Annotated in this window: 17 protein-coding genes; 7 read left to right on the top strand and 10 right to left on the bottom strand. The window is 71.1% G+C overall.

Annotated elements, in window-relative coordinates; translation table 11 throughout:
- Positions 1-99 precede the first annotated feature (99 nt).
- The 8 genes from ACWDXC_RS01495 to ACWDXC_RS01460 form a co-directional block, all read right to left on the bottom strand.
- Positions 100-1,695 (bottom strand): FAD-dependent monooxygenase, encoded by a 1,596-nt coding sequence (locus ACWDXC_RS01495; RefSeq protein WP_449976827.1) that lies wholly within the window; start codon positions 1,693-1,695, stop codon positions 100-102.
- A gap of 105 nt (positions 1,696-1,800) precedes the next feature.
- A complete protein-coding gene (locus tag ACWDXC_RS01490) occupies positions 1,801-2,091 on the bottom strand; it encodes an MTH1187 family thiamine-binding protein (RefSeq protein WP_219505975.1) in 291 nt (96 codons plus the stop codon).
- Positions 2,092-2,307: 216 nt separating this feature from the next.
- Positions 2,308-2,631 carry a hypothetical protein gene (locus ACWDXC_RS01485; protein WP_219505972.1) on the bottom strand — a complete coding sequence of 108 codons (324 nt, stop codon included), beginning with the start codon at positions 2,629-2,631 and terminating at the stop codon, positions 2,308-2,310.
- A 9-nt stretch (positions 2,632-2,640) separates the two neighbouring features.
- Complete coding sequence (locus tag ACWDXC_RS01480) at positions 2,641-3,318, bottom strand: uracil-DNA glycosylase (RefSeq protein ID WP_364179365.1); 678 nt, start codon at positions 3,316-3,318, stop codon at positions 2,641-2,643.
- A 101-nt stretch (positions 3,319-3,419) separates the two neighbouring features.
- On the bottom strand, positions 3,420-4,319 hold the full coding sequence (locus ACWDXC_RS01475; protein ID WP_219505965.1) for a carbohydrate ABC transporter permease: 900 nt from the start codon (positions 4,317-4,319) through the stop codon (positions 3,420-3,422).
- The gene (locus ACWDXC_RS01470; RefSeq protein WP_449976823.1) at positions 4,316-5,698 is read right to left on the bottom strand and encodes an ABC transporter permease subunit; all 1,383 of its coding nucleotides are present in this window, start codon (positions 5,696-5,698) and stop codon (positions 4,316-4,318) included. The genes ACWDXC_RS01475 and ACWDXC_RS01470 overlap by 4 nt, the downstream gene beginning before the upstream one ends.
- 6 nt (positions 5,699-5,704) lie before the next feature.
- On the bottom strand, positions 5,705-7,033 hold the full coding sequence (locus tag ACWDXC_RS01465) for an ABC transporter substrate-binding protein (RefSeq protein ID WP_449976820.1): 1,329 nt from the start codon (positions 7,031-7,033) through the stop codon (positions 5,705-5,707).
- A 7-nt stretch (positions 7,034-7,040) separates the two neighbouring features.
- Positions 7,041-8,288: an ABC transporter substrate-binding protein gene (locus ACWDXC_RS01460; RefSeq protein WP_357583736.1), complete on the bottom strand. Its 1,248-nt coding sequence runs from the start codon at positions 8,286-8,288 to the stop codon at positions 7,041-7,043.
- A gap of 129 nt (positions 8,289-8,417) precedes the next feature.
- Here ACWDXC_RS01460 and ACWDXC_RS01455 point away from each other — a divergent pair, with 129 nt between their 5' ends.
- Genes ACWDXC_RS01455 through ACWDXC_RS01445 form a run of 3 tightly spaced genes read left to right on the top strand, consistent with a single transcriptional unit; the run spans position 8,418 to position 11,925 of the window.
- On the top strand, positions 8,418-8,924 hold the full coding sequence (locus tag ACWDXC_RS01455; protein ID WP_219505957.1) for a PadR family transcriptional regulator: 507 nt from the start codon (positions 8,418-8,420) through the stop codon (positions 8,922-8,924).
- Entirely contained in the window at positions 8,921-9,652 is a 732-nt protein-coding gene (locus ACWDXC_RS01450; RefSeq protein ID WP_219505955.1) for an ABC transporter ATP-binding protein, read from the top strand. Before ACWDXC_RS01455 ends, ACWDXC_RS01450 begins: the two co-directional genes overlap by 4 nt.
- On the top strand, positions 9,649-11,925 hold the full coding sequence (locus ACWDXC_RS01445; RefSeq protein ID WP_449976815.1) for an FtsX-like permease family protein: 2,277 nt from the start codon (positions 9,649-9,651) through the stop codon (positions 11,923-11,925). Before ACWDXC_RS01450 ends, ACWDXC_RS01445 begins: the two co-directional genes overlap by 4 nt.
- On the opposite strand, the gene treS is transcribed toward ACWDXC_RS01445, so the two are convergent.
- Positions 11,917-13,617 carry a maltose alpha-D-glucosyltransferase gene (gene treS / locus ACWDXC_RS01440; protein ID WP_449976813.1) on the bottom strand — a complete coding sequence of 567 codons (1,701 nt, stop codon included), beginning with the start codon at positions 13,615-13,617 and terminating at the stop codon, positions 11,917-11,919. The genes ACWDXC_RS01445 and treS overlap by 9 nt on opposite strands.
- A 272-nt stretch (positions 13,618-13,889) precedes the next feature.
- Positions 13,890-15,524, bottom strand: coding sequence for an asparagine synthetase B family protein (locus ACWDXC_RS01435; protein ID WP_449976811.1), 1,635 nt, complete (start codon positions 15,522-15,524; stop codon positions 13,890-13,892).
- 70 nt (positions 15,525-15,594) lie between these two features.
- On the opposite strand from ACWDXC_RS01435, the gene ACWDXC_RS01430 reads away from it, so the two are divergent.
- The 4 genes from ACWDXC_RS01430 (at position 15,595) to ACWDXC_RS01415 (ending at position 20,860) form a co-directional block, all read left to right on the top strand.
- The gene (locus ACWDXC_RS01430) at positions 15,595-17,439 is read left to right on the top strand and encodes a hypothetical protein (protein ID WP_449976809.1); all 1,845 of its coding nucleotides are present in this window, start codon (positions 15,595-15,597) and stop codon (positions 17,437-17,439) included.
- A 4-nt stretch (positions 17,440-17,443) separates the two neighbouring features.
- Positions 17,444-18,064: an anticodon-binding protein gene (locus tag ACWDXC_RS01425; RefSeq protein ID WP_449976807.1), complete on the top strand. Its 621-nt coding sequence runs from the start codon at positions 17,444-17,446 to the stop codon at positions 18,062-18,064.
- A gap of 124 nt (positions 18,065-18,188) precedes the next feature.
- Complete coding sequence (gene lysA, locus ACWDXC_RS01420; RefSeq protein WP_219505936.1) at positions 18,189-19,571, top strand: diaminopimelate decarboxylase; 1,383 nt, start codon at positions 18,189-18,191, stop codon at positions 19,569-19,571.
- Complete coding sequence (locus ACWDXC_RS01415; RefSeq protein ID WP_219505934.1) at positions 19,568-20,860, top strand: homoserine dehydrogenase; 1,293 nt, start codon at positions 19,568-19,570, stop codon at positions 20,858-20,860. The genes lysA and ACWDXC_RS01415 overlap by 4 nt, the downstream gene beginning before the upstream one ends.
- The last annotated feature ends 278 nt before the right edge of the window (positions 20,861-21,138 follow it).

Below are 21,138 nucleotides of genomic sequence, written 5' to 3'. Positions count from 1 at the left end.
CCGCAGCCGGTCCACTACGAGGATGAGCCGTTCGAGCCGCAGCGCCTCGCCGGCGCGGACCGTACGGGCTTGTTCTGGTACGGGACGCGGGCCCGGAACTCACCGGCTCAGCACGGTGCGCAGGACGTGTTCGAGGGTGGCCGCCGGGTCGCCGGTCAGGCCGGGGGAGCGCCAGGCGACGTACCCGTCCGGCCGGACGAGCACGGCGCCGCCCCCGCTGACGCCGTAACGCTCCTGCCAGCGGCCCTCGACGTCCATCAGCTCCTCGTCCACCAGGATCCTGGCGAGCCGTACGCCGAGCCGTTCGGCGACCAGCCTGCCCGCCTCGGCCCAGGGGCGGCCGCCGTGCTGGTGGGCCAGCAGGACGAAGCCCGACCCGTACAGGTCGATGGTGGAGATCGGCTGCCCGTCCCAGTCGAGCAGCACGTGCGGCGCGCGGCTGCCGGGGCGGGCGGTGGGGTGGCGCGGGTCCTCCAGCAGGGAGCCGTCGTCGCCGGGCTCGGGGATGACGGCCGTCGAGTGGTAGCGGTAGCCGAGGAGCGCGCTCATGGGGTCGTCGAGCGGCTCCGGGTAGCCGATGCGGGCCGCGGGCGGCATGCGTACGCCGAGGTTGGCGAGCTGGGCGTCGGCGGTGAGCGTGCCGATGGGCCGGCGTTCGGCGTCGTAGGTGTCGAGGAAGCCGGGCCCGGCCTGCCCGGTGATCACGAGCCAGAGCCGCCAGGCGAGGTCGCAGCCGTCCTGGAGCGCGGTGCTGCCGCCCTGGCCGCCGGTCGGCGGCATGGTGTGGGCGGCGTCGCCGGCCAGGAACACCCGGCCCTCGCGGTAGCGCTCGGCGAGCACGTGGGCCATCGGGAACGTGGTGGTGTCGAGGACGCGCACGTCCAGGTCGGGCACGCCCACGGCCAGCCGGACCAGCTCGGCGCAGCGCTCGGGGGTGAAGTCGGCGGCGCTCTGGCCGGGGGCGTAGTTGACGCCCAGCACGTGCGCGCCGACGCCGGTGCCGGTGACGATGACGCCGGTGAAGGCGTCGTTGCGCAGGTACCAGAGGGTGACCTCGCGGTCGCGGACGAGCCCGGTGAGGTCGGCGTCGAACATGATGGAGCACATCTGCCCCAGTTCGCCCTTGCCGCCGACGGGGATGCCGAGCCGGTGGCGCAGCGGGCTGCGGTAGCCGTCGGCGGCGATGACGTAGTCGGCCCGGACGACGCTCTCCTGCCCGCCGGAGCGCAGGACGGCGAGGACGCTGTCGCCGTCCTGCTCGATGGAGACGAGCTCGGTGGAGAAGCGCAGGTCGGCGCCGAGCTCTTCGGCCTTGGCGCGCAGCACCCGTTCGATCTCGGCCTGCGGGGCGCCCACCTGGGCGGCGGGCGTCGCGTCGGCGAGGAAGGCGAACTCCTCCTTCTCGTCGGAGATGATCATCTCCGGGTCGGGGTCGTTCAGGCTGGTGGCGATGGCGATGCGCATGTTGTCGCCGATGCCGGCCCAGACGGCGGCCAGCGCCTGCTCGACGCCGGGGACCGGGCGCATGAGCTCCACGGCCCGCGGCCCGACGCCGAACGCCTTGGGCTGGACGGACGTGCCCGGGTGCCGTTCGACGAGCATGACGGGGACGTCGCGCCAGGCCAGCATCATCGCGGCGCTCAGCCCCGCGTAGCCGCCGCCGACGACGAGGACGGGGACTCGCGGCTGTTGCATGACCCACCTCCGGAAACGCGTACTATCGTGTCGTGTGCGAGCGACACGATATGTCGCGAGTGCCCGACAGGTCAAGACATATCGCGTTTGGGAGGCGGGGTGGCGTCAGGAGAGGTGGCGTTCGAGCGACTCCAGCTTGCTGGTCATGCCGTCGGTGACCCCGGCCCGCAGATCGGCCTTGAGCACGAGGCTGACCCGCGGCGCGACCTCGGCCACCGCGTCGACCGCCTGCTTGATCACGCCCATCACCTCGTCCCACTCGCCCTCGACGGTGGTGAACATCGCGTCCGTGCGGTTGGGCAGGCCGCTGTCGCGGACGACCTTGACGGCGCGGGCGACCGGCTCGGCGACGCCCTCGCCGACGCCCAGCGGGGTGATGGAGAATGCCACGATCACGGTGTGCCCTCCCGGGGTCATGGCGCGGACCGGCCGCGCCGGCGAACTCGGCCAGGAGCGCCCGCGATCAGGAAGAAAGGCGCTCACCGGCCCTGAAGATCGATCCTAGTGAGCGCGCCAGGACGGGCCGGAGCCCGCCCCGCCGACCGACGCCGCCGGAGCAGGCCGGCGCCGGCCATCTCGTCCGCATCACACCGGATGCCGGACGCCACGGGATCACGCGTGGATGTGGTCCTCGTCGTCCTCGTCCTCGCTGGGACCCTCGGAGGGCTCCACGCCCAGGACGGCCTCGCGCGGCTCGATCTCCTCGATGTGGTCGACGAGCTGGAGCACGTGCTCGGGCTCGATGAGCCACTGCAACGCGGAGGCGCCGGTCTCGTCGGAGGAGACGAGCTCGGCCTGCTCGGTGCGCTCCTCGTCGGTCAGCTCGGCGTCGGGGTGGCGGATCTCCGCCATCGCGGCGGCCTGGAGGGCGTCAACGTCGAGCACCTCGACGGTCAGCTCGACCGTGAGGCGTAGGAACTTCTGTGCATCACTCATGGAGCGAGCCTAGGGCAGCTTCCACTCCACAGGGGATGCGCCTTGCTGGACGAGCAGCTCATTGGCCCGGCTGAACGGCCGCGAGCCGAAGAAGCCGTTACGCGCCGACAGCGGCGACGGGTGGGCCGACTCGATGCGCGGCACGCCGCCGAGCATCGGCGCCAGGTTGCGCGCGTCGCGCCCCCACAGGATCGCCACCATGGGCTTGTCGCGCGCGACGAGGGCGCGGATGGCCTGCTCGGTGACCTCTTCCCAGCCCTTGCCCCGGTGGGAGGCGGGCTTGCCCGGCATGACCGTGAGCACCCTGTTGAGCAGCAGCACGCCCTGCTCGGCCCACGGCGTCAGGTCGCCGTTGGACGGCCGGGGCAGGCCCAGGTCGCTCTCCATCTCCTTGTAGATGTTGAGCAGGCTGCCCGGCAGCGGCCGCACGTCGGCGGCGACGGAGAACGACAGGCCGATCGGGTGGCCGGGCGTCGGGTAGGGGTCCTGGCCCACGATCAGCACCTTGACGTCGTCGAAGGGCTGGTTGAAGGCACGCAGGACGTGGGGGCCCGCGGGGAGGTACTGCCTGCCCTCGGCGATCTCCTTGCGGAGGAACTCGCCCATGAGGGAGATGCGCTCGGACACGGGCTCAAGAGCTTGGGCCCATCCGGCTTCGACGACTTCGTTCAGGGGACGACCGGCCATGGCCGATCAGCTTAGTCAGGTCCGGTACGGCATGCGTACCGAACCGGGAGAAATGATCACGGGCGCCCGGTCGTGCCGGACGCCCGTGAGCTCGGGTGGGGCTACTTGACCGAGCCGGCCATCATGCCCTGGACGAAGTAGCGCTGGAAGGCGAAGAAGAGGATCAGCGGGATGATCAGCGACAGGAACGCCCCGGAGGACAGCACGTCGATGTTCGTCCCGAACTGCCGCATCTGCGACTGCAGTGCCTTGGTCATCGGCTGGTTCTCGGTGTTGGCGAAGACCAGCGCGATGAGCATGTCGTTCCACACCCACAGGAACTGGAAGATGCCCAGCGACGCGATCGCCGGCTTGCCCAGCGGGAACACCACCGAGACGAAGATCTTCCACTCCGGCGCCCCGTCCATCCGCGCCGCCTCCAGCAGCGAGGCCGGGATGCCGACGAAGAAGTTGCGCAGCAGGAAGATCGCGAACGGCAGGCCGAACGCCACGTGGAACAGCACCACGCCGGGGATCGAGCCGAAGATGCCCGCCTGCCCGTAGAGGGCGGCCACGGGGATCAGCGCGATCTGGATCGGCACGATGAGCAGCCCGACCACGACCAGGAAGAGCGTGTCGCGGCCCCGGAACTCCATCCAGGCGAACGCGTAGGCGGCCATCGCGGCGATGCCGATCACCAGGATCGTGGTCGGCACGGTGATCGCGATCGTGTTCCAGAACGACGCGGTGAAGCCGCTGGCCAGCAGGTTCGCGTAGCCTTCGAGGGTGAGCTCGGCGGGCTTGGTGAAGATCGTCCACCAGCCCTCGGCGGTGTTGGTCTCCACCGAGCGCAGCGAGACCACGAGCAGGCCCAGCGTGGGCACCAGCCAGAACAGGCCCAGCAGGATCATCACGACCTGGACGGCGCCGCTGCCGAGGCGGTCGACGATGCGGCCGGCGAAGCTCCGGCGCGGGGCTCCCGCGTGCGCCCCGCGGGGTGCGGATGCGGTCGCGGTGGTCATGACTCTCCCCTCTTGAACCTGCGGATGTTCATGACCATGAAGGGCAGCACCAGGATGAGCAGGAAGATCGCCAGCGCGCTGCCGAGTCCCTGGTTGTTCCCGCCGCCGAACGCCACGCGCCACATCTCCAGCGCGATCACGTTCGCCTCCGGCTGGACCGACGACGGCGCGATGATGAAGACCAGGTCGAACACCTTCAGCGTATTGATGATCATCGTCACGAAGACGACGAGCAGCACCGGCGACAGCAGCGGCACGGTGATCTTCCTGAACACCTGCCACTCCGTGGCGCCGTCGATGCGGGCGGCCTCCAGCGCGTCACGCGGGATCGCCGCCAGCCCCGCCGCGATCAGCACCATCGCGAATCCGGCCCACACCCAGACGAACGCGCCGATGATCGCCGGCGTGATGAGTGTCGGGCCCAGCCAGGCCAGGCCGTTGTAGGCCCCCTCGAAGTTCGACTGCGGCAGCCGCAGCGTGTAGGAGCCGGCGGGCAGGCCGTCGAAGGCGAACGTGCCGTCCTCGGCCGTCGTGGCGGTGCCCGCCACCTTGCCGTCGCTGACCGCCTCGACGGTCATCCCCGGCAGGCCCTTCTCGCTCCCGTCGAGCTGGCCGTTGACGCCGCCGCCGCCCGGGGTGAAGTCGAACCAGACGGTGCCGGACAGGGTGTCGCCGCCGGCGGGCGCCTTGGCGGGCGCGGCGTCGGAGGGCAGCACCTCCGGCTTGACGCCGACGATCGGGATGAGCACCGGCTGGCCCGCCTGCACGGGCTGCTTGGTGACGACGCCGCCGCCCTCGGCCGCGACCGGCGACTGCTCGCCCTCACGCGGGCGGGCCTCCGGGTAGCCCTGGGAGGAGGAGAACGTGTCGTGCACGGTGGTCAGGATGGCGTTGGCCACACCCTTGTCCGGGTCGCCGTCGTACACCAGCCTGAAGATGACGCCGGCGGCCATCAGCGAGACGGCCATCGGCATGAACACGATCAGCTTGAACGCGGTCGACCAGCGGATGCGCTCGGTCAGCACCGCGAAGATCAGGCCCAGCGTGGTGACCACGATGGGCGCGACGATCACCCAGATGAGGTTGTTGCGGATGGTCCGCAACATGTTGCCGTCGCTGAAGATCGTGGCGAAGTTGTCGAGCCCGACGAACTGCGTGTTCGACGCGTCGTACAGGCTTCGGACGATCGAGAACCCGATGGGATAGACCACCCAGACCCCCAGCAGCACCGCTGCCGGGAGCAGGAAGGCGATCGCGAGCCACGGGGAGGGGCCGAGGCGGCTTTTCTTACGGGGGGTATCAGCCGGTCCGGAGGCAGGCCCGCCCGAGGTGCTCTCGGGCGGGACCTTCGGGCCGTCCAACCTTTCGGTCACGGCCATTCCTCTTTACTTCCAGGCCTTCTTGGCCTCGGCTTCGAGCGCCTCCTGGGCGCCCTTGACGTCGGAGGGGTCGCGCAGGAAGTCCTGGAGGATCTTCCACTCGCCCTTGCCGTCGGTGCCGCCGAAGGCGCTGGGCGCGAGGTCGGACATGTCATAGCGGACGGTCTCGCCGGCCGAGATGATCGTCTTGCCGAGCTCCTGCGTCAGCGGGTCCGGGTAGTTGTCGGGCGAGACGTTGCGGTTGGGGGACAGGTAGCCGGGCAGCTTGGCCCAGATCTCGCCACCCTCCTTGGAGGCCAGGAACTGCAGCAGCGCCATCGCGCCGGGGGAGTCCTTCATGGCCACCGCGACGTCGCCGCCGAGCACGACCGGGGCGGTCTCGCCGACCTTCGGGAACGGCACGTACTTGGCCTCCTCGCCGACCTTGGCGCCGGACTCGACGGCCGTGACGGCCACGAAGTCGGCCTCGATCACCATGGCGGCCTTGTCCTGGCCGTAGACCTTGGTGACACAGGTCGGGAAGTCGGTCTGCATCGTGTTGGAGCGGCCGTCGACCAGGTACTCGTCCTTGCTGACGAGCTCCTTGATCTTCTCCAGGGCCGTCGTGACGCTCGCGTCGGTCCACGGGATCTCGTGCTTGGCGAGCTGGTCGTACTTCTCGGGACCGGCCGAGGAGAGGTAGACGTTCTCGAACAGGTCGGTGAGCGTCCAGCCTGAGGCGCCGCAGAGGGAGAGCGGCGCGGTGCCGGAGTCGGCGATCGTCTGCGAGGTCTTGACCAGCTCCTCCCACGTGGTGGGGGGCTGCACGCCGGCGTCCTTGAGCGCCTGGTCGCGGTACCAGACCAGCGACTTGTGCGCCGCCTTGATCAGCACGCCGTAGACCTGGCCGTCCGCGGAGCCGAGCTCCTTCCAGTACGGCGTGTAGTTGGCGTCGATCTCCTTGGTGACGTCGGCCGTGAGCGGCTTGAGCGCCTTCTGGTCGGCGTACTGCTGGACCAGGCCGGGCTGCGGCAGGATCGCCACGTCGGGCGGGCTGCCGCCCTGGATGCGCGGGCCCAGGTAGGCGCCGGTGTCCTCGCCCGTGGAGGCGTAGGTGACCTTCGCGCCGGTCTTCTCGGAGAAGGCCTTGAGCACCTGCTCGAAGTTCTTCTGCTCCTCGCCGGTCCACTTCGCCGCGACCTCGAGCGTGACGCCTTCGAGCGTCTTGGCGCCGCTGGTGGCCTCGCCCGAGGCGGGGGCCGAGGCCGCCGGGTCGTTGGTGGTCGGCGCGTTGCCGCAGGCCGCGACTGCTACGGCCAGTCCGGCCAGGATCGCTGCTGCTCTGCCTTTTCGCATGGCTGCCTCACTGGGTTCTGATGATCTCTTCGAGTTCGGCTTTCAAGGACGCCGCGACGTCGTCGGCCGTGTCCTTGAACGGGGGGTTGAGCGCCTTGGCGACCGAGCTGGCGATCACCAGGCTGAGCTGGTTGTAGTTGGCGCTGGCAGCCCGCGGCTTGGCGGCGAGGATGCTCTCCTTGAGCACGGGCAGGTAGGGGAAGCGCTTGATCAGCTCGGGGTCGTCGTAGAGCTCGGCCCACACCGGAGGGAAGGACCCCTCGGTGAGGACACGGCGCTCGTTCTCCAGGCTCGTGAAGTAGCGGATGAACTCACGAGCCGTGTGCTGGTGCCTGGAGTAGGCGCTGATGGCCAGATTGCTGCCGCCCAGCGAGCTGGAGCCGGGCCCGTCGAGCCCGGGCAGCCTGGTCACCGCCATCTTCTCGCCGAGCCTGCTCCTGGCCGGGCCGTACGCGTGCGGCCAGTTGCGGGCGAAGGCGAGCCGGCCCTCCTGGAAGGCCAGGCGGGACTCCTCCTCCTTGTAGTTCAGGGACTCCTCCGGGATCCAGCCCTCGCGCAGGCCCTGTTGCAGGAACCCCAGCGCGGTCGCGGCCTTGGCGGTGTCGAGTGTCACCTCGTCGCCGTCAGGGCCGAGGATCTGGCCGCCGGCGGACTGCACGGCCTCGGAGAAGTTGACGGTCAGTCCCTCGTACGCGAGGAACTGCCCGGCATAACCCTCAATATCGTGTTTTTTCGTAATCTCCTGGGCTTGTTCACGAAGTTCCGCCCAGGTTCTGGGCGGTTTCTTCACGAGGTCGGTCCGGTAGTACAGCAGCCCGGCATTGCTCGTGTACGGCACGGCCCAGAGCTTGTCCTTGTAGACCGCGGTGTCCACGACAGGCGGCAGGAACTTGTCGAGCGGGAAGTACCCGCGCTCCAAGGGGATGATCCAGCCGTTCTCCGCGAACTCCGCCGTCAGCACCACGTCCAGGCCGAGGACGTCGTAGCGGCTGCTGCGGGCCTGGAGGTTGGCCACCATCTGAGCGCGCTGCTCGTCGGCGGCCTCGGGCAGCTCGAGCAGCGTCACCTTCTCGGCCGGGTGGGCCTGGTTCCAGCGGTCCAGCAGGGGTTGCAGGTACGCCGTGGTGTCGCGCCCGGTGGCGAAGGTGATCGGGCCAGTGCCGCCCGTTCCCGGCTCGCCGCCGCCGGTTTCGCCCGCCGCCGCGCACCCGGCCGCCGCAAGAACGGCCAGAGCAACAGCAAATGGGCGAAACACCTCGATTTCCTCCAGGTTTAGAGGGGGCTACATTCGTGTTAGGTAGATGCATGCATGTTATCCATACATGTAATCTGAAGGTCAACTGCTGGCCATGTAACGCATCCGTAACGCGCGGGGAGGTGAGGTGTGCGGCTTCACCTGCTGGCGCTCTTGGCCAAGGAGCCTGCCCACGGTTATGAGCTCAAACAGGCCCTCGAGCAGACGTTCGGCAGTGCCTACCCCTCGCCCAACATCGGCCAGATCTATGTGACGCTGGGCCGCCTGGAGAAGGACGGCCTGGTCAGGGCGGTCGACGTCGAGCAGTCCAACCGGCCCAACAAGAAGGTCTACTACTGCACCGCCAAGGGGCGTGACGTGCTCACCCTCTGGGCGGACGAGCCCACCGAGGGGCCCCGGGTGCGTGACGAGTTCTTCATGAAGCTCGTGCTGGCCCCGCTCACCGGCATCGCCGACCGGATGGCGCTGATCAACCGCCAGCGCCGCCACTACCTGTCGCTCATGGGCGACCTCAACGACCTGATGGCCCGCACCCCGCCCGAGGACCGGGTGGCGCTGCTGCTGATCGAGGGTGCCATGCTGCATCTGCAAGCCGATCTGGACTGGCTCGAACGTTGTCAGGAGGACCTGGCATGAGTGATCCCGCCCTCAAGGCGGTCAACCTGGTGAAGGTCTACTCCGGCGGCGCCGTGCCCGTGCACGCCGTCCGCGGGGTGGATCTGCAGGTCGAGCCGGGTGAGTTCATCGCCGTCATGGGCCCGTCCGGGTCGGGCAAGTCTACGCTCGTGCACATGCTGGGCGGCCTCGACACCCGCACCAGCGGCGAGATCTGGATCGACGGCACCCGCGCCGACACGCTCTCCGAGAGCGCCTGGGCCCTGCTGCGCCGCAAGAAGATCGGCTTCGTCTTCCAGTTCTTCAACCTGGTCGCCAGCATGACCGTGGCCGACAACGTCGAGCTGCCGGCCCTGCTGGGCGGCGCCTCGCCGCGCGAGGCCCGCGAGCGCAGCCGGCACCTGCTCGGCGCGCTCAACCTGGCCGACCGCGCCGACGCCCCGCCCGCCCGGCTCTCCGGCGGCGAGCAGCAGCGCGTCGCGCTCGCCCGGGCCCTGGCCAACAAGCCCAGCGTGCTGCTGGCCGACGAGCCCACCGGCAACCTCGACAGCCGCAACACCCGCGACGTGCTGCGCCTGCTCGGCGAGGTGCACCGCGACGGCCAGACCATCGTCATGGTCACCCACGACGCCCGCGTCGCCGGGCTGGCCGACCGGGTCGTCGCCCTGCACGACGGCGAGGTCGTCGACGACGGCCGGATCACCCGGCGCCGCACCGGCACCGCGGGCGCGGTGATCGACCTCCGATGAGCACCACCCGGGCGGGCATCCGCTGGATCCGGGCAGACCTGCGGGCCAGGAAGGGCCAGGCGACACTCACCGTGCTCGTCGTGGCCGCCATCGTGGCCGCGCTGATCGCCGCCGTCACCCTGCTGGAGGACGGCACCAACCCCTGGCGCGGGCTGTTCGCCCAGACCGAGGGCGCGCACGTGTGGTTCTACACCAAGGACAGCACCGCCCAGGTCGTCGCCACCCGGGAGATCGACGGCGTCACCAGCGCCGCCGGCCCCTACCGCTCGGCGCCCGCCACCGTCGTCCAGGACGGCAAGAAGGAGCCCGCCGAGCTGCGCGCCCTGCCGGCGAAGCCGCCCGCGGTGGCCCACCCGGTGGTGACCGAGGGCCGCTGGCTCGACGCCGCCGAGCCCGGCGGCGTCGTCGTCGAACGCTCCTACGCCCGAGCCCTGCGCCTGCGCATCGGCGCGCCGTTCACGATCATCGCGCTCAGCGGCGAGCGCCACAGCCTGCACGTACGCGGCATCGCCGACTCCGCCGAGCAGGGCTTCTACCCGGAATGGACCCCCGGCCTGGCCTGGGTGCTGCCCGAGACCCTGGACCGGGTCGAGCCGATGCTCGGCCGCAGCCAGTGGGTGACCGGGCTGCGCCTGACCGACGCCGAGTCGGCCCAGGTCGTCTCGCAGCGGGTCGTGGTCATGCTCGACGACGAGCTCCAGCGCCTCTACACCTGGCGGGAGATCCGCGCCGCGATGGAGCTGGACAACCGGCTGCTCGGCACGCTGCTGGCGCTGTTCGGCGTCGTCGGGCTGGTCGCCGCCGCGCTCGCGCTGGCCAACGCGGCCGGCGGCCGGGTGCTCGGCCAGCTCCGCGACCTGGCCACGCTCAAGTCGATGGGCTTCACCAGAGGCCAGATCGCGCTGCTGCTGCTGGTCGAGCACGGCGCGCTGGGCCTGCTCGGCATCGCTGTCGGCACGCTGGCCGGGTGGGGCGGCACGGTCGCGGTGCTCGGCACCACCTCCGTCGCCCCCATGCCGGTGCTGGCCATCCTCGCGGGCACCGCGCTGGTCGTGCTGGCCGCCGTGGGGCTGCCCGCCTGGCGCGGCGGCCGCACGCCGCCGATCCCGGCCGCGCCCGCCCTGCCGCCGCGCGGCCACCTGTCCCGGCTGGCCAGGCTCGCCCTCCTGGTACGCCTGCCTCCGGCGCTCGTGCTGGGCGCCCGCGACGCCTTCACCCGGCGGGTGCCGGCGTTCCTGACGGCGTTCGGGCTGGCCGTGCCGATGATGATGATCACGATCGGGCTGGGCGTGTGGGCCACGCTGGACAACTTCGCCGGCCATCCCGAGCAGGTCGGCCAGCACGCCGCCCTGCACGTCGGGCCCGGCAAGCTGACCGCCGTCGAGGCCGAGCGCCACGTGCGCGCCGACCGCGACGTGCGGGCCGTCTACCCGGGCGTCGAGGTGAACGCGCTGGCCCCCGGAGAGGGCCGCTCGGTGCGGGTGCGCGCCATCGGCGGCTCCACCACCGCCCCCTACCCGTTCCCCGTCGTCGAGGGCCGCATGTACGCCGAGCCGGGCGAGGCGGTCGCCGGGCAGGGGCTGCTCGACCTGCTGGGTGTGAAGATCGGCGACCGGGTCCGGCTGACCGTGGGCGGCTCGCCGCTGATCGTGCGGATCGTCGGCCGGGCCATCGAGCCCGACTCCGATGGGGAGGTGCTGTCGGTCGGGCTGGACAGCCTGGCCGCCAAGGACACCGTGCCGCCCGAGTTCTACGCGCTCGCCCTCAAGCCGGGCGCCGACCCGTCGGAGGTGGCCGGGAGGCTGCTCACCGAGTCGTCGGAGAGCCTGGACGTGCAGATCGTGGTCAACCCGGCCGACCGGCTGGCCGTCATCCGGGTGGTGATCGTGGCCCTGATCGCCGTGCTCACGCTGATCGGGCTGGCCAACCTGCTCACGGCCAGCGCGCTCGGCCTGCGCGACCACGCCTTCGACCTGGCGGTGCTCAAGGCGATGGGGCTGACGCCGCGCCAGGTGATGGCCACCTTGGTGACCGGCACCGGGCTGCTCGTGGTGCTGGGCGTGGGAGCGGGCGCGGCGGTCGGGGCGTCGGTCGTGACCGGGCTGATCGACCTTCAGGGTCACACCAGCGGGGTGGGCGCCGGGATCGCCCGTCCGCCCTCGGCCATGACGCTGACCGTCGCCGTGCTGGTGGCCGTGGGCACGGCGCTCGCCGTCGCGCTGATTCCCGCGCGGCGGGCGGCCCGTGCCCAGGTGCCCGTCACCTCACGCTGAAGGCAGCTTCTTCAGCGCGAACCAGTAGAAGCCGTGCCCCGGCAGCGTGAGCAGGTAGGGCAGCTCGCCGACGACGGGGAAGTGCACGCCACCGCGCGCCTCCACCGGCGTCATGCCCTCGAACCTGCGCAGGTCCAGCTCGACCGGCTGCGGGAACTTCGACAGGTTGTTCACGCACAGCATGATGTCGTCGCCGTCCTCCCTGACGTAGGTCAGGACGGCCGGGTTCGACGACCACATCTCCGTGTAGGCGCCGACGCCGAACACCGGGTGGTTGCGCCGGATCTGCAGCATCCGCCGGGTGAAGTGGAGCAGCGAACCCTCGTTCTTCTGCTGCGACTCCACGTTGACCGCCTGGAACCCGTAGATCGGGTCCATGACGGCCGGCAGGTAGAGCCGCCCCGGGTCGGCCGTGGAGAAGCCCGCGTTGCGGTCGGGGCTCCACTGCATCGGCGTGCGGACCGCGTCACGGTCCTCCAGCCAGATGTTGTCGCCCATGCCGATCTCGTCGCCGTAGTACATGACCGGCGAGCCCGGCAGGCTCAGCAACAGGGCTGTGAACAGCTCGATGCGGTCCCGGTCGTTGTCGAGCAGCGGCGCCAGGCGACGGCGAATGCCCAGGTAGGCCCGCATGCGCGGGTCCTTGGCGTACTCGCTGTGCATGTAGTCGCGCTCTTCCTCCGTCACCGTCTCGAGCGTGAGCTCGTCGTGGTTGCGCAGGAAGATGCCCCACTGGGCGCAGTCGGGCAGCTTGGGCGTGCGCGACATGATCTCCGAGATCGGCTCGCGCGTCTCCTTCTTGACCGCCATGTAGATGCGCGGCATGAGCGGGAAGTGGAACGCCATGTGGCACTCGTCGCCGCCGGTGGTGGGGTCGCCGAAGTACTCGACGACGTCCTCCGGCCAGCCGTTGGCCTCGGCCAGCAGCACCCGGTCGGGGTAGAGCCGGTCGACCTCGGCGCGGATCTTCTTCAGGTACGCGTGCGTCTCCGGCAGGCCGGCGCACGCGGTGCCCTCCCGTTCGAACAGGTACGGGACCGCGTCCAGGCGGAAGCCGTCGATGCCCAGGTCCAGCCAGAAGCGCAGGACCTCCAGCATGGCCTCCTGGACCGCCGGGTTGTCGTAGTTGAGGTCCGGCTGGTGGTGGAAGAACCGGTGCCAGTAGTACTGCTTGCGCACCGGGTCGTAGGTCCAGTTGGACTCCTCGGCGCCGATGAAGATGATCGGCGCGTCGGGGTATGCGGTCGGCTCGTCCGCCCACACGTAGAAGTCGCCGTACGGCCCCTCGGGGTCGTGCCGGGATGCCTGGAACCAGGGATGACGGTCGCTGGTGTGGTTCATCACCAGGTCCGTGATGATTCGCAGGCCGCGCTCGTGCGCCGACTCGATCAGCTGGATGAAGTCGGCGAGATCGCCGAAGTCCGGCAAGATCTTCATGTAGTCGGAGATGTCGTAACCGCCGTCACGCAGCGGCGACTCGTACAGCGGCAACAGCCACAGGCAGTCGACGCCGAGCCATTCGAGATAGTCCAGCTTCTCCACGAGGCCGCGAAGGTCTCCGGTGCCGTCGCCGTTGGAGTCCTTGAACCCCCGGACGAGCACCTCGTAAAACACCGCCCGCTTGTACCAGGACGGGTCTTCCGAAATGAAGGTCTCGGCGACCGGCTCCGGCGTTGGGGATGCGTTGATCATATGTCGCTCACAGAAGGAGATGTGGGCAGGACGAAGTCACCGGTTTCCCCGGCGTTGTTATCTCTGGTGACCGCGCCGCCTGGGTCGTCATCCCTGCGATCCCATGCCCTCGACAGGACCGGATTTGTGATCCGGTGCCCGCTTGTGCGGCGCTTACGGGCCGAACACTACCAGCCCGTTGGCTTTCCGGAACCCGCTTGTGCTGTGCGAGCTGTAATACCCAAGAGATCGCTGTGTAATCGTGATGTTACCGACCGTTCTTCGCCCTGTAACTAGAAGGGGGCAGACAGGTCGTCCAGCTCGCTTTCGAAGTCGCTCAGCCAGAGCCCGAACAGCACCAGACCGCGCACCCAGAACCGGTCGTTCCAGCCGTTGAACCGCGTCAGCGCGTCGGGCCCGCCCGCCACCACCTCGTGCAGCTCGTCCGACAGCAGACCCGGCACCCGGGTCGCCACCACGTCCAGCATGCGGTGGGAGTAGGCGCGCGCGGGCGCGGCCGTGGAGCGCAGCGGCACCCGCCGCAGCGGCTGCTTGACCACGTTCGTCGAGGGCAGCGCGGCCACGCGCGGGTTGGCGGCGTGCAGCACCTCGCGGTAGAAGCGGCCCTGCGCCTTGCGCGCCACCCCGACCGAGAGCGCGGCATCGAAGAAGTCGGGATGGATGAACGGCGCCGCGAACGACGCCTCCGGCCCCACCAGGTTGACCGCCGAGCGCGCGATGCCCCGCACCGTGCGCGTGTGGAGCACCGACAGCGGCAGCTCCGCCCGGTGCCCGTGGAGCATCGAGGTGGCCGCCAGGAACTGCTCCTGCACGGTCTCGGCCATCCACTGCGCCGCCGCCTTCGACAGGAACGGCTGCGACGGCGCGCCCAGGCTCAGCGAGCCCAGCACCGCCGCCGACCGCTCCGCCTGCGTCGTGGCCTCCAGGGCGGCGCCGCTGACCATGAAGTTCTTCAGCAGCGGCCCGCCCGCCAGCCCGTCGACCAGCACCCGCCCCGCCTGGTGCACCTCCTTGGCGAACGGCGCGTACCAGGCGTGGTGCGGCGTCAGGTATTCGAGCCTGCGCGCCACCTCCACGGCGTCGTCCGGGTAGGAGGCAGGGTCCTGCTCGATCACCCGGTGCGGGATGCCCAGCTCGCGGGTGATGGCCCGGGCGAAGGCGATGTCGGTGTCGGTGCCGTCGTCGGGGCTGGTCGTCCACGACTCCACGTCGAACCCGCGCGCCTTGGCCACGCTGCCCAGCAGCCGCGAGTCATAGCCGCCGCTGATCGGCACCAGCAGCTTGCGCCCGTCGTAGTCCTTGTAGACCTCGTGCAGCAGCTCCAGGATCTCCCCGGCACTCGTCCACGTCTCGTACGGCTCGGTGCGCAGCCAGCGCGGCAGGCGCCGCTCGGTGGACAGCCTGCCCTGGTCCCACACCAGCGCGCTGGAGCCGGGCAGCCGCTTGATCCGCTGGTAGGGCGTCGCCTCGCCCAGCGGGAACGTCACCTGAAGGATCGACGCCCAGGCCGCCCAGTCGATCTCGACCGGCGCCAGCGACAGCAGCGGCTCGATCAGGGACGAGAAGTAGACCGCCTCGCCCACCCGTACGTAATAGACGTCGACCAGCCCCAGCGCGCCCGTGTGGAGCGTGACGCGCGGGCCGTCGCCCATCAGGCCCGGAGCCTCGTACGTCTCCGCGACCGTCATCCAGTCGCCCTCGCCGGCGGGCCTGCGCTCGCCCCAGGCGAACGCGAACGCCTCGCCCGAGCGCCGGTAGGGCGGCAGCGGCGCCGAGCTGAACAGGGCCGCCTCGGCCGTCTGGAGAGCGGGACGCACCCGCGGGCCCGCGGCCGACAGCTTGCCGAGCACCGCGGTGTCGATCCGGCCGAGACCGCCGCAGACGTAGGGTCGTACGTTGAACTGCACCGGATCTCATCCCTTCGAGGCGCTTCCCGCAAAAGAGTATCCTTTGCCGGGCTGAGAGACGGAGGTCCTGTTGTCTACCGAGCTGGAAAGCACGCGCAGGGCGTTGCGTGAGGCGGTCGCGCAGGCCGAGCACGCGGCGGAGCTGGCCAGGCTGCTGGACGCCGCCCAGAGCAGGCTGGCCGAGGCCGAGAGCCGTGCCGAGGAGGTCAAGGCCCTCGCCGACCGGCTGAGCGAGGCCGAGGAGCGCCTGGCCGACGAGCGCGCCGCCGCCGACAAGCTCCGCAAGGAGCTCGCCGAGCAGCGCTACCAGGCCGAGGTGGCCAACTGGAAGCTCTCCTCGATCAAGGTCGCCCGCTGGAACCGGCTGGGCGACGCCATCAAGACCGGCAAGAGCAACCCCGTCCGCCTGGCCAAGGAGCTCAAGGGCGCCGCCCGGCCGGTCAAGCGGCCGACCGCGCCCAAGCGCAAGCCCGTGGCCGCGGCCAGGGCCCAGGACGAGCGGCCCGGCGCCGCCTACCAGGCCACCGCCACCACCCGCACGCTCGGCGGCGCCTCCTTCAAGCTCAAGCCCTACCGGGTGCCGACCGGCCCCAACACCCGCCCGCACATCACCGCGGCGGTCGTCGCCGAGCCGCACGCCGAGGCGCTGCTGCGCTACGAGTGGCGGCAGACCACCGGCTTCACCCCGCGCGACTTCGCCCGGGTGCTGCCGCAGGAGGTGCCGCACCTGCTGCTGGTCGAGTCCGTGACGCAGGGGCCGTGGGCCGAGGAGCTGCTGGGCGAGCCCGGCGAGGGGCTGCGCGCGCTGCTCGCCTGGTGCGGCGAGCGCGGCATCCGGACCGTGTTCTGGCACACGCACGGCGACCCGGCCGACTTCGCCGCCGCGGCCGGGCTGTTCGAGCACCGCTTCTCCGCCGACCCGGCCGTGGCCTGGCCGAGGCTGCCGTTCGGCGTGCAGCCGCGCGTGCACAACCCGCTGCCGCTGGCCGGCGGGCGCATCGACCGGGTGCTCAGCCTCGACCAGCTCCTGCCTGACCACCTGGCCTACCCGGACGTGCTCACCTCCTACCGCTGGCCGGCCGCGGTCACCTGCCCGCCCGGCACCCCGACGTGGCGGCTGGCCGAGCTCGCCGCCTGCGGCACGCCGATCGGCGACGACCCCGACACGCGCCGGGCGCACGTCGCCCTGCGCCGCGCCTACGCCTCCGGCACCATGACCGAGCACGTCGACGCGCTCCTGGAGACGATCGGGCTGCCCAGCGCCCGCGCCACGCTCGACGTGTCGGTGCTGCTGGCCGTCCCCGACGCGACCCGCATGGAGCACGCGCTGGCCCAGGTCGGCCGGCAGAGCGGCATCACCCAGCTCATCGTCATCGGCCCGCCGGAGGCCGAGCAGCGTGCCCGCGACACGCTGCCCGGCGCCGACGTCATCCATCGGCCGCTGCAGCCGGGCATGACCGTCGGCGCGATGCTCGGCCGCGGTCTCGACCTGTGCGAGGCCGACCTGGTCGCGGTCATGGACCCGCGCGACGTCTACGGCTCCCACTACCTGACCGACCTGCGGCGGGCGTTCCTGTTCGGCACCGCCGACATCGTCGGCAAGGCCGCCTTCTACGCCCACCTGCGCAAGCCGCAGGCCACGCTGCTCAAGCAGCCCGACGCCGAGTACACCTACCTGCCGGAGATCACCGGCGGCACGCTGCTCGCCCGCCGCAACACGCTGCGCGAGCTCGGCTTCGCCGACCTCACCGACGGCTGGGACGAGGTGCTCATGCGCCGCTGCCGCGAGGACGGGATCAAGGTCTTCTCCGCCGACCGCTTCGGCTACGTGCGCGTCCGCGACGAGGACCGGTGGCTGCTGGGCGCCGCCCACCTGGTCGAGTACGGCTCCGCCGAGCCGCACGCGCTCATCTGAGCCCGTGACGCCCGGGCGGCTGGCCGGGGTGCTCGGCGAGCCGCCGGTGCCCGACGGCACGTGGGAGCGGGAGGCCGCCTACGTGTCGGCCGCCGCGCTGCGCCGCCGCGTCCCGGCCGCCGAGCTGGCCGCGCGGGTGCGGGAGCTGCCCGGCGTGGGGCCGGTCGAGGTGCGGGACAACGGGTTCCTGCGCGTGGTGGTGCCCGTGCCGGGGGAGCTGGTGACCGAGATCGAGCCGCTGGAGCTCCGCGATCCCGGCTGGCCGGACTTTCCTCGTACGTGGGACAACCCCGGATTCGTGGTGCGTTACGCCCATGCCAGGGCGGTGGCGGTGCAGCGGTGGGGGCGGGAGCTGGGGGTGCCGGAGGAGTTCCGGCCCGAGCAGCTCGACGATCCCCGCGACCGGGCGGTGCTGCGGGCGCTGGCCGAGGTGCCCGGACGGCTGGCGAGCCGCGACCCGGGGTGGGAGGCTTTCCTGGTGCGGCTGGCGCTCGCCTACCACGACGCGCACGAGCACGCCCCGGCCGTGCCGATCGGCGACGCGCCCGCCGGGCCGCTGCAGGGGGCCCGGGTGAGGCTGGCGCGGGCCGTACGGGATGTGCTGGTGGGGCCGGATCGGCTCTGAGGGATCACAAAATATCCGGCCAAACGGTGAAAAATCGTAAAATATTCGCGTTTGGGCGGTGATCGCGTCTCGATACGTGGGCATCGGGTCCGTGGTGAACACCGGGTCCGATAGCCTCGATCGGGTGAGTCGATTCGCCCATCCTGCCGGGGACCGGCACGCCGAGACGCCGCCCCACGAGCGCCCCCCGCTGGCGCCCGACGACCTCAACCGGATCAACCCCGCGATCTGGCCCCGAACGTCGAGCCGGACCGATGGCGCGCTCACGATCGGCGGCGCCGACGTACGCGACCTGGCCCGCGAGCACGGCACCCCCCTCTACGTCCTCGACGAGGAGGACGTCCGCTCGCGCATGCGCGACTACGCGGCCGCCTTCCAGGGCTCCGACGTGCACTACGCCGGCAAGGCCTTCCTGTGCAAGGAGATCGTCCGCTGGCTGGAGGCCGAAGGGCTCGGCCTCGACGTGGCCAGCGGCGGCGAGCTCGCCGTCGCCCTCAGCGTCGGCTTCCCCGCCGAGCGCATCACCCTGCACGGCAACAACAAGTCCGCGGCCGAGCTCACCCGCGCCCTCGACGCCGGAGTCGGCCACATCGTCGTCGACTCCTTCGAGGAGATCGCCCGCCTCGGCTACCTCGCCGAGCAGCGCGGCCTGCGCCCCAAGGTGATGATCCGCGTCACCACCGGGGTCGAGGCCCACACCCACGAGTTCATCGCCACCGCCCACGACGACCAGAAGTTCGGCCTCTCGCTCAACGCCGGCGCCGCCGCCGAGGCCGTCCGCCGCATCCTCCAGCTCCCGTCGCTGGAGCTCGTCGGCCTCCACTCCCACATCGGCTCCCAGATCGTCGACGTGGCCGGGTTCGAGGTCGCCGCCCGCCGCCTGGCCACCCTCCTCGTCCAGATCAAGGACGAGCACGGCGTCGTGCTCCCCGAGCTCGACCTCGGCGGCGGCTACGGCATCGCCTACCTCGACGGCGACGAGGCCCTCGACGTCAAGCGCATCGCCGACGGCCTGCGCGAGATCGTCCGCAAGGTCTGCACCGACGCCGGCCTGCCCGTCCCCCGCCTCACCGTCGAGCCCGGCCGCGCCGTCGTCGGCCCCGGCGGCATCACCCTGTACGAGGTCGGCACCGTCAAGAACGTCGAAGGGCTCCGCACGTACGTGAGCATCGACGGCGGCATGAGCGACAACGTGCGCACGGCCCTCTACGGCGCCGAGTACACCGCCGTGCTCGCCAGCCGCGAGAGCAGCGCCGAGCCCATGCTCAGCCGCATCGTCGGCAAGCACTGCGAGAGCGGCGACATCATCGTGCGCGACTGCTACCTGCCCGCCGACCTCGCGCCCGGCGACCTGATCGCGATCGCCGCCACCGGCGCCTACTGCCGGTCGCTGGCCAGCAACTACAACTACCTGCCCAGGCCCGCCGTCGTCGCCGTCAACAGCGGGCAGTCGCGGGTGATCGTACGGGGCGAGACCGAGGACGACCTGCTGAGGGGGCAACTATGAGCAAACCGTTGAAGGTGGCCCTGCTGGGCTGCGGCGTCGTCGGCTCCCAGGTCATCAGGCTCATCCACGAGCAGCGTGACGACCTGACCGCCCGCATCGGCGCCCCCCTGGAGCTCGCCGGCGTCGCCGTACGCCGCCTCGGCCGCAAGCGTGACGTCGAGGTCGACCCCGCCCTCCTCACCACCGACGCCGAAGCCCTCGTCACGCGCGACGACATCGACATCGTCATCGAGGTCATCGGCGGCATCGAACCCGCCCGCTCCCTCATCATCGCCGCCCTGTCCCGCGGCAAGTCCGTCGTCACCGCCAACAAGGCGCTGCTCGCCGAGGACGGCGCCGCCCTCCACGAGGCCGCCCGCACCGGCAACGGCGACCTGTACTTCGAAGCCAGCGTCGCCGGCGCCATCCCGCTGCTGCGCCCGCTGCGCGAATCCCTCGCCGGCGACCACGTCAACCGCGTCCTCGGCATCGTCAACGGCACCACCAACTACATCCTCGACAAGATGGACTCCACCGGGGCGTCCTTCACCGACGCCCTCGAAGAGGCCCAGACCCTCGGCTACGCCGAAGCCGACCCCACCGCCGACGTCGAAGGCTTCGACGCCGCCGCCAAGGCCGCCATCCTCGCCGGGCTCGCCTTCCACAGCCGCGTCACCGCCGAACAGGTGCACCGCGAAGGCATCACCGAGATCACCGCCACCGACGTCGCCTCCGCCAAGGCCATGGGCTACGTCATCAAACTGCTGGCCATCTGCGCCCGCTCCGACGACGGCCGCTCCATCGGCGTCCGCGTCCACCCGGCCATGATCCCGCGCACCCACCCCCTCGCCGGGGTACGGGAGGCGTACAACGCGGTCTTCGTCGAGGCCGAGTCGGCCGGGCAGCTCATGCTCTACGGCAAGGGCGCCGGCGGCGCGCCCACGGCCTCGGCCGTCCTCGGCGACCTCGTCGCCGTCGCCCGCAACCGCCTGGCCGGCACCCGCGGGCCCGAGGAGTCCACCTACGCCTCGCTGACCGTCCACCCCATGGGGGAGACCGTCACGCGCTGCCACGTGGCCCTCGACGTGGCCGACAAGCCGGGCGTCCTGGCCCGGGTGGCGGAGCTGTTCGCCAAGCACGACGTGTCCATCCAGACGGTCAGGCAGGAAGGGCACGGCGACGACGCCCAGCTCGTCATCGTCACCCACCGGGCCACCGACGCCGCCCTGACGGCGACCATGGAGGGGCTGCGGGAGCTCGACATCGTCCGGGCCATCGCCAGCGTGATGCGGGTGGAGGGGGACGAGTAGGACCCCCTTGACCCTCGCCCGTCAGGCGCTTCGCGCCCGGCGGGCTCGGGCCGTGTCGCCCGGGGGAGCCCAGCCAGGGGAGGCAGCCATGAGGTCGTGGTTCTTCGCCGCCACGCTCGTCGGCCTTGCCCTCTTGCCGAGCAGGTCAGGCACGCCGGCCCAGCCCGTCCTCGCATCGCCGCCCACGACAGCGTGCCGGGCCGCCGTGTGCATGGTCGGCGCGGATCCGCAGATCCTCGTGCACGACACACAGGAGGGCGCCCGCGTGCCCTTCAACG

Source organism: Nonomuraea sp. NPDC003214 (assembly GCF_053590035.1).
The sequence above is the reverse complement of the archived record's forward strand: the minus strand, read 5'-3'. Positions and strand labels throughout refer to the sequence as shown.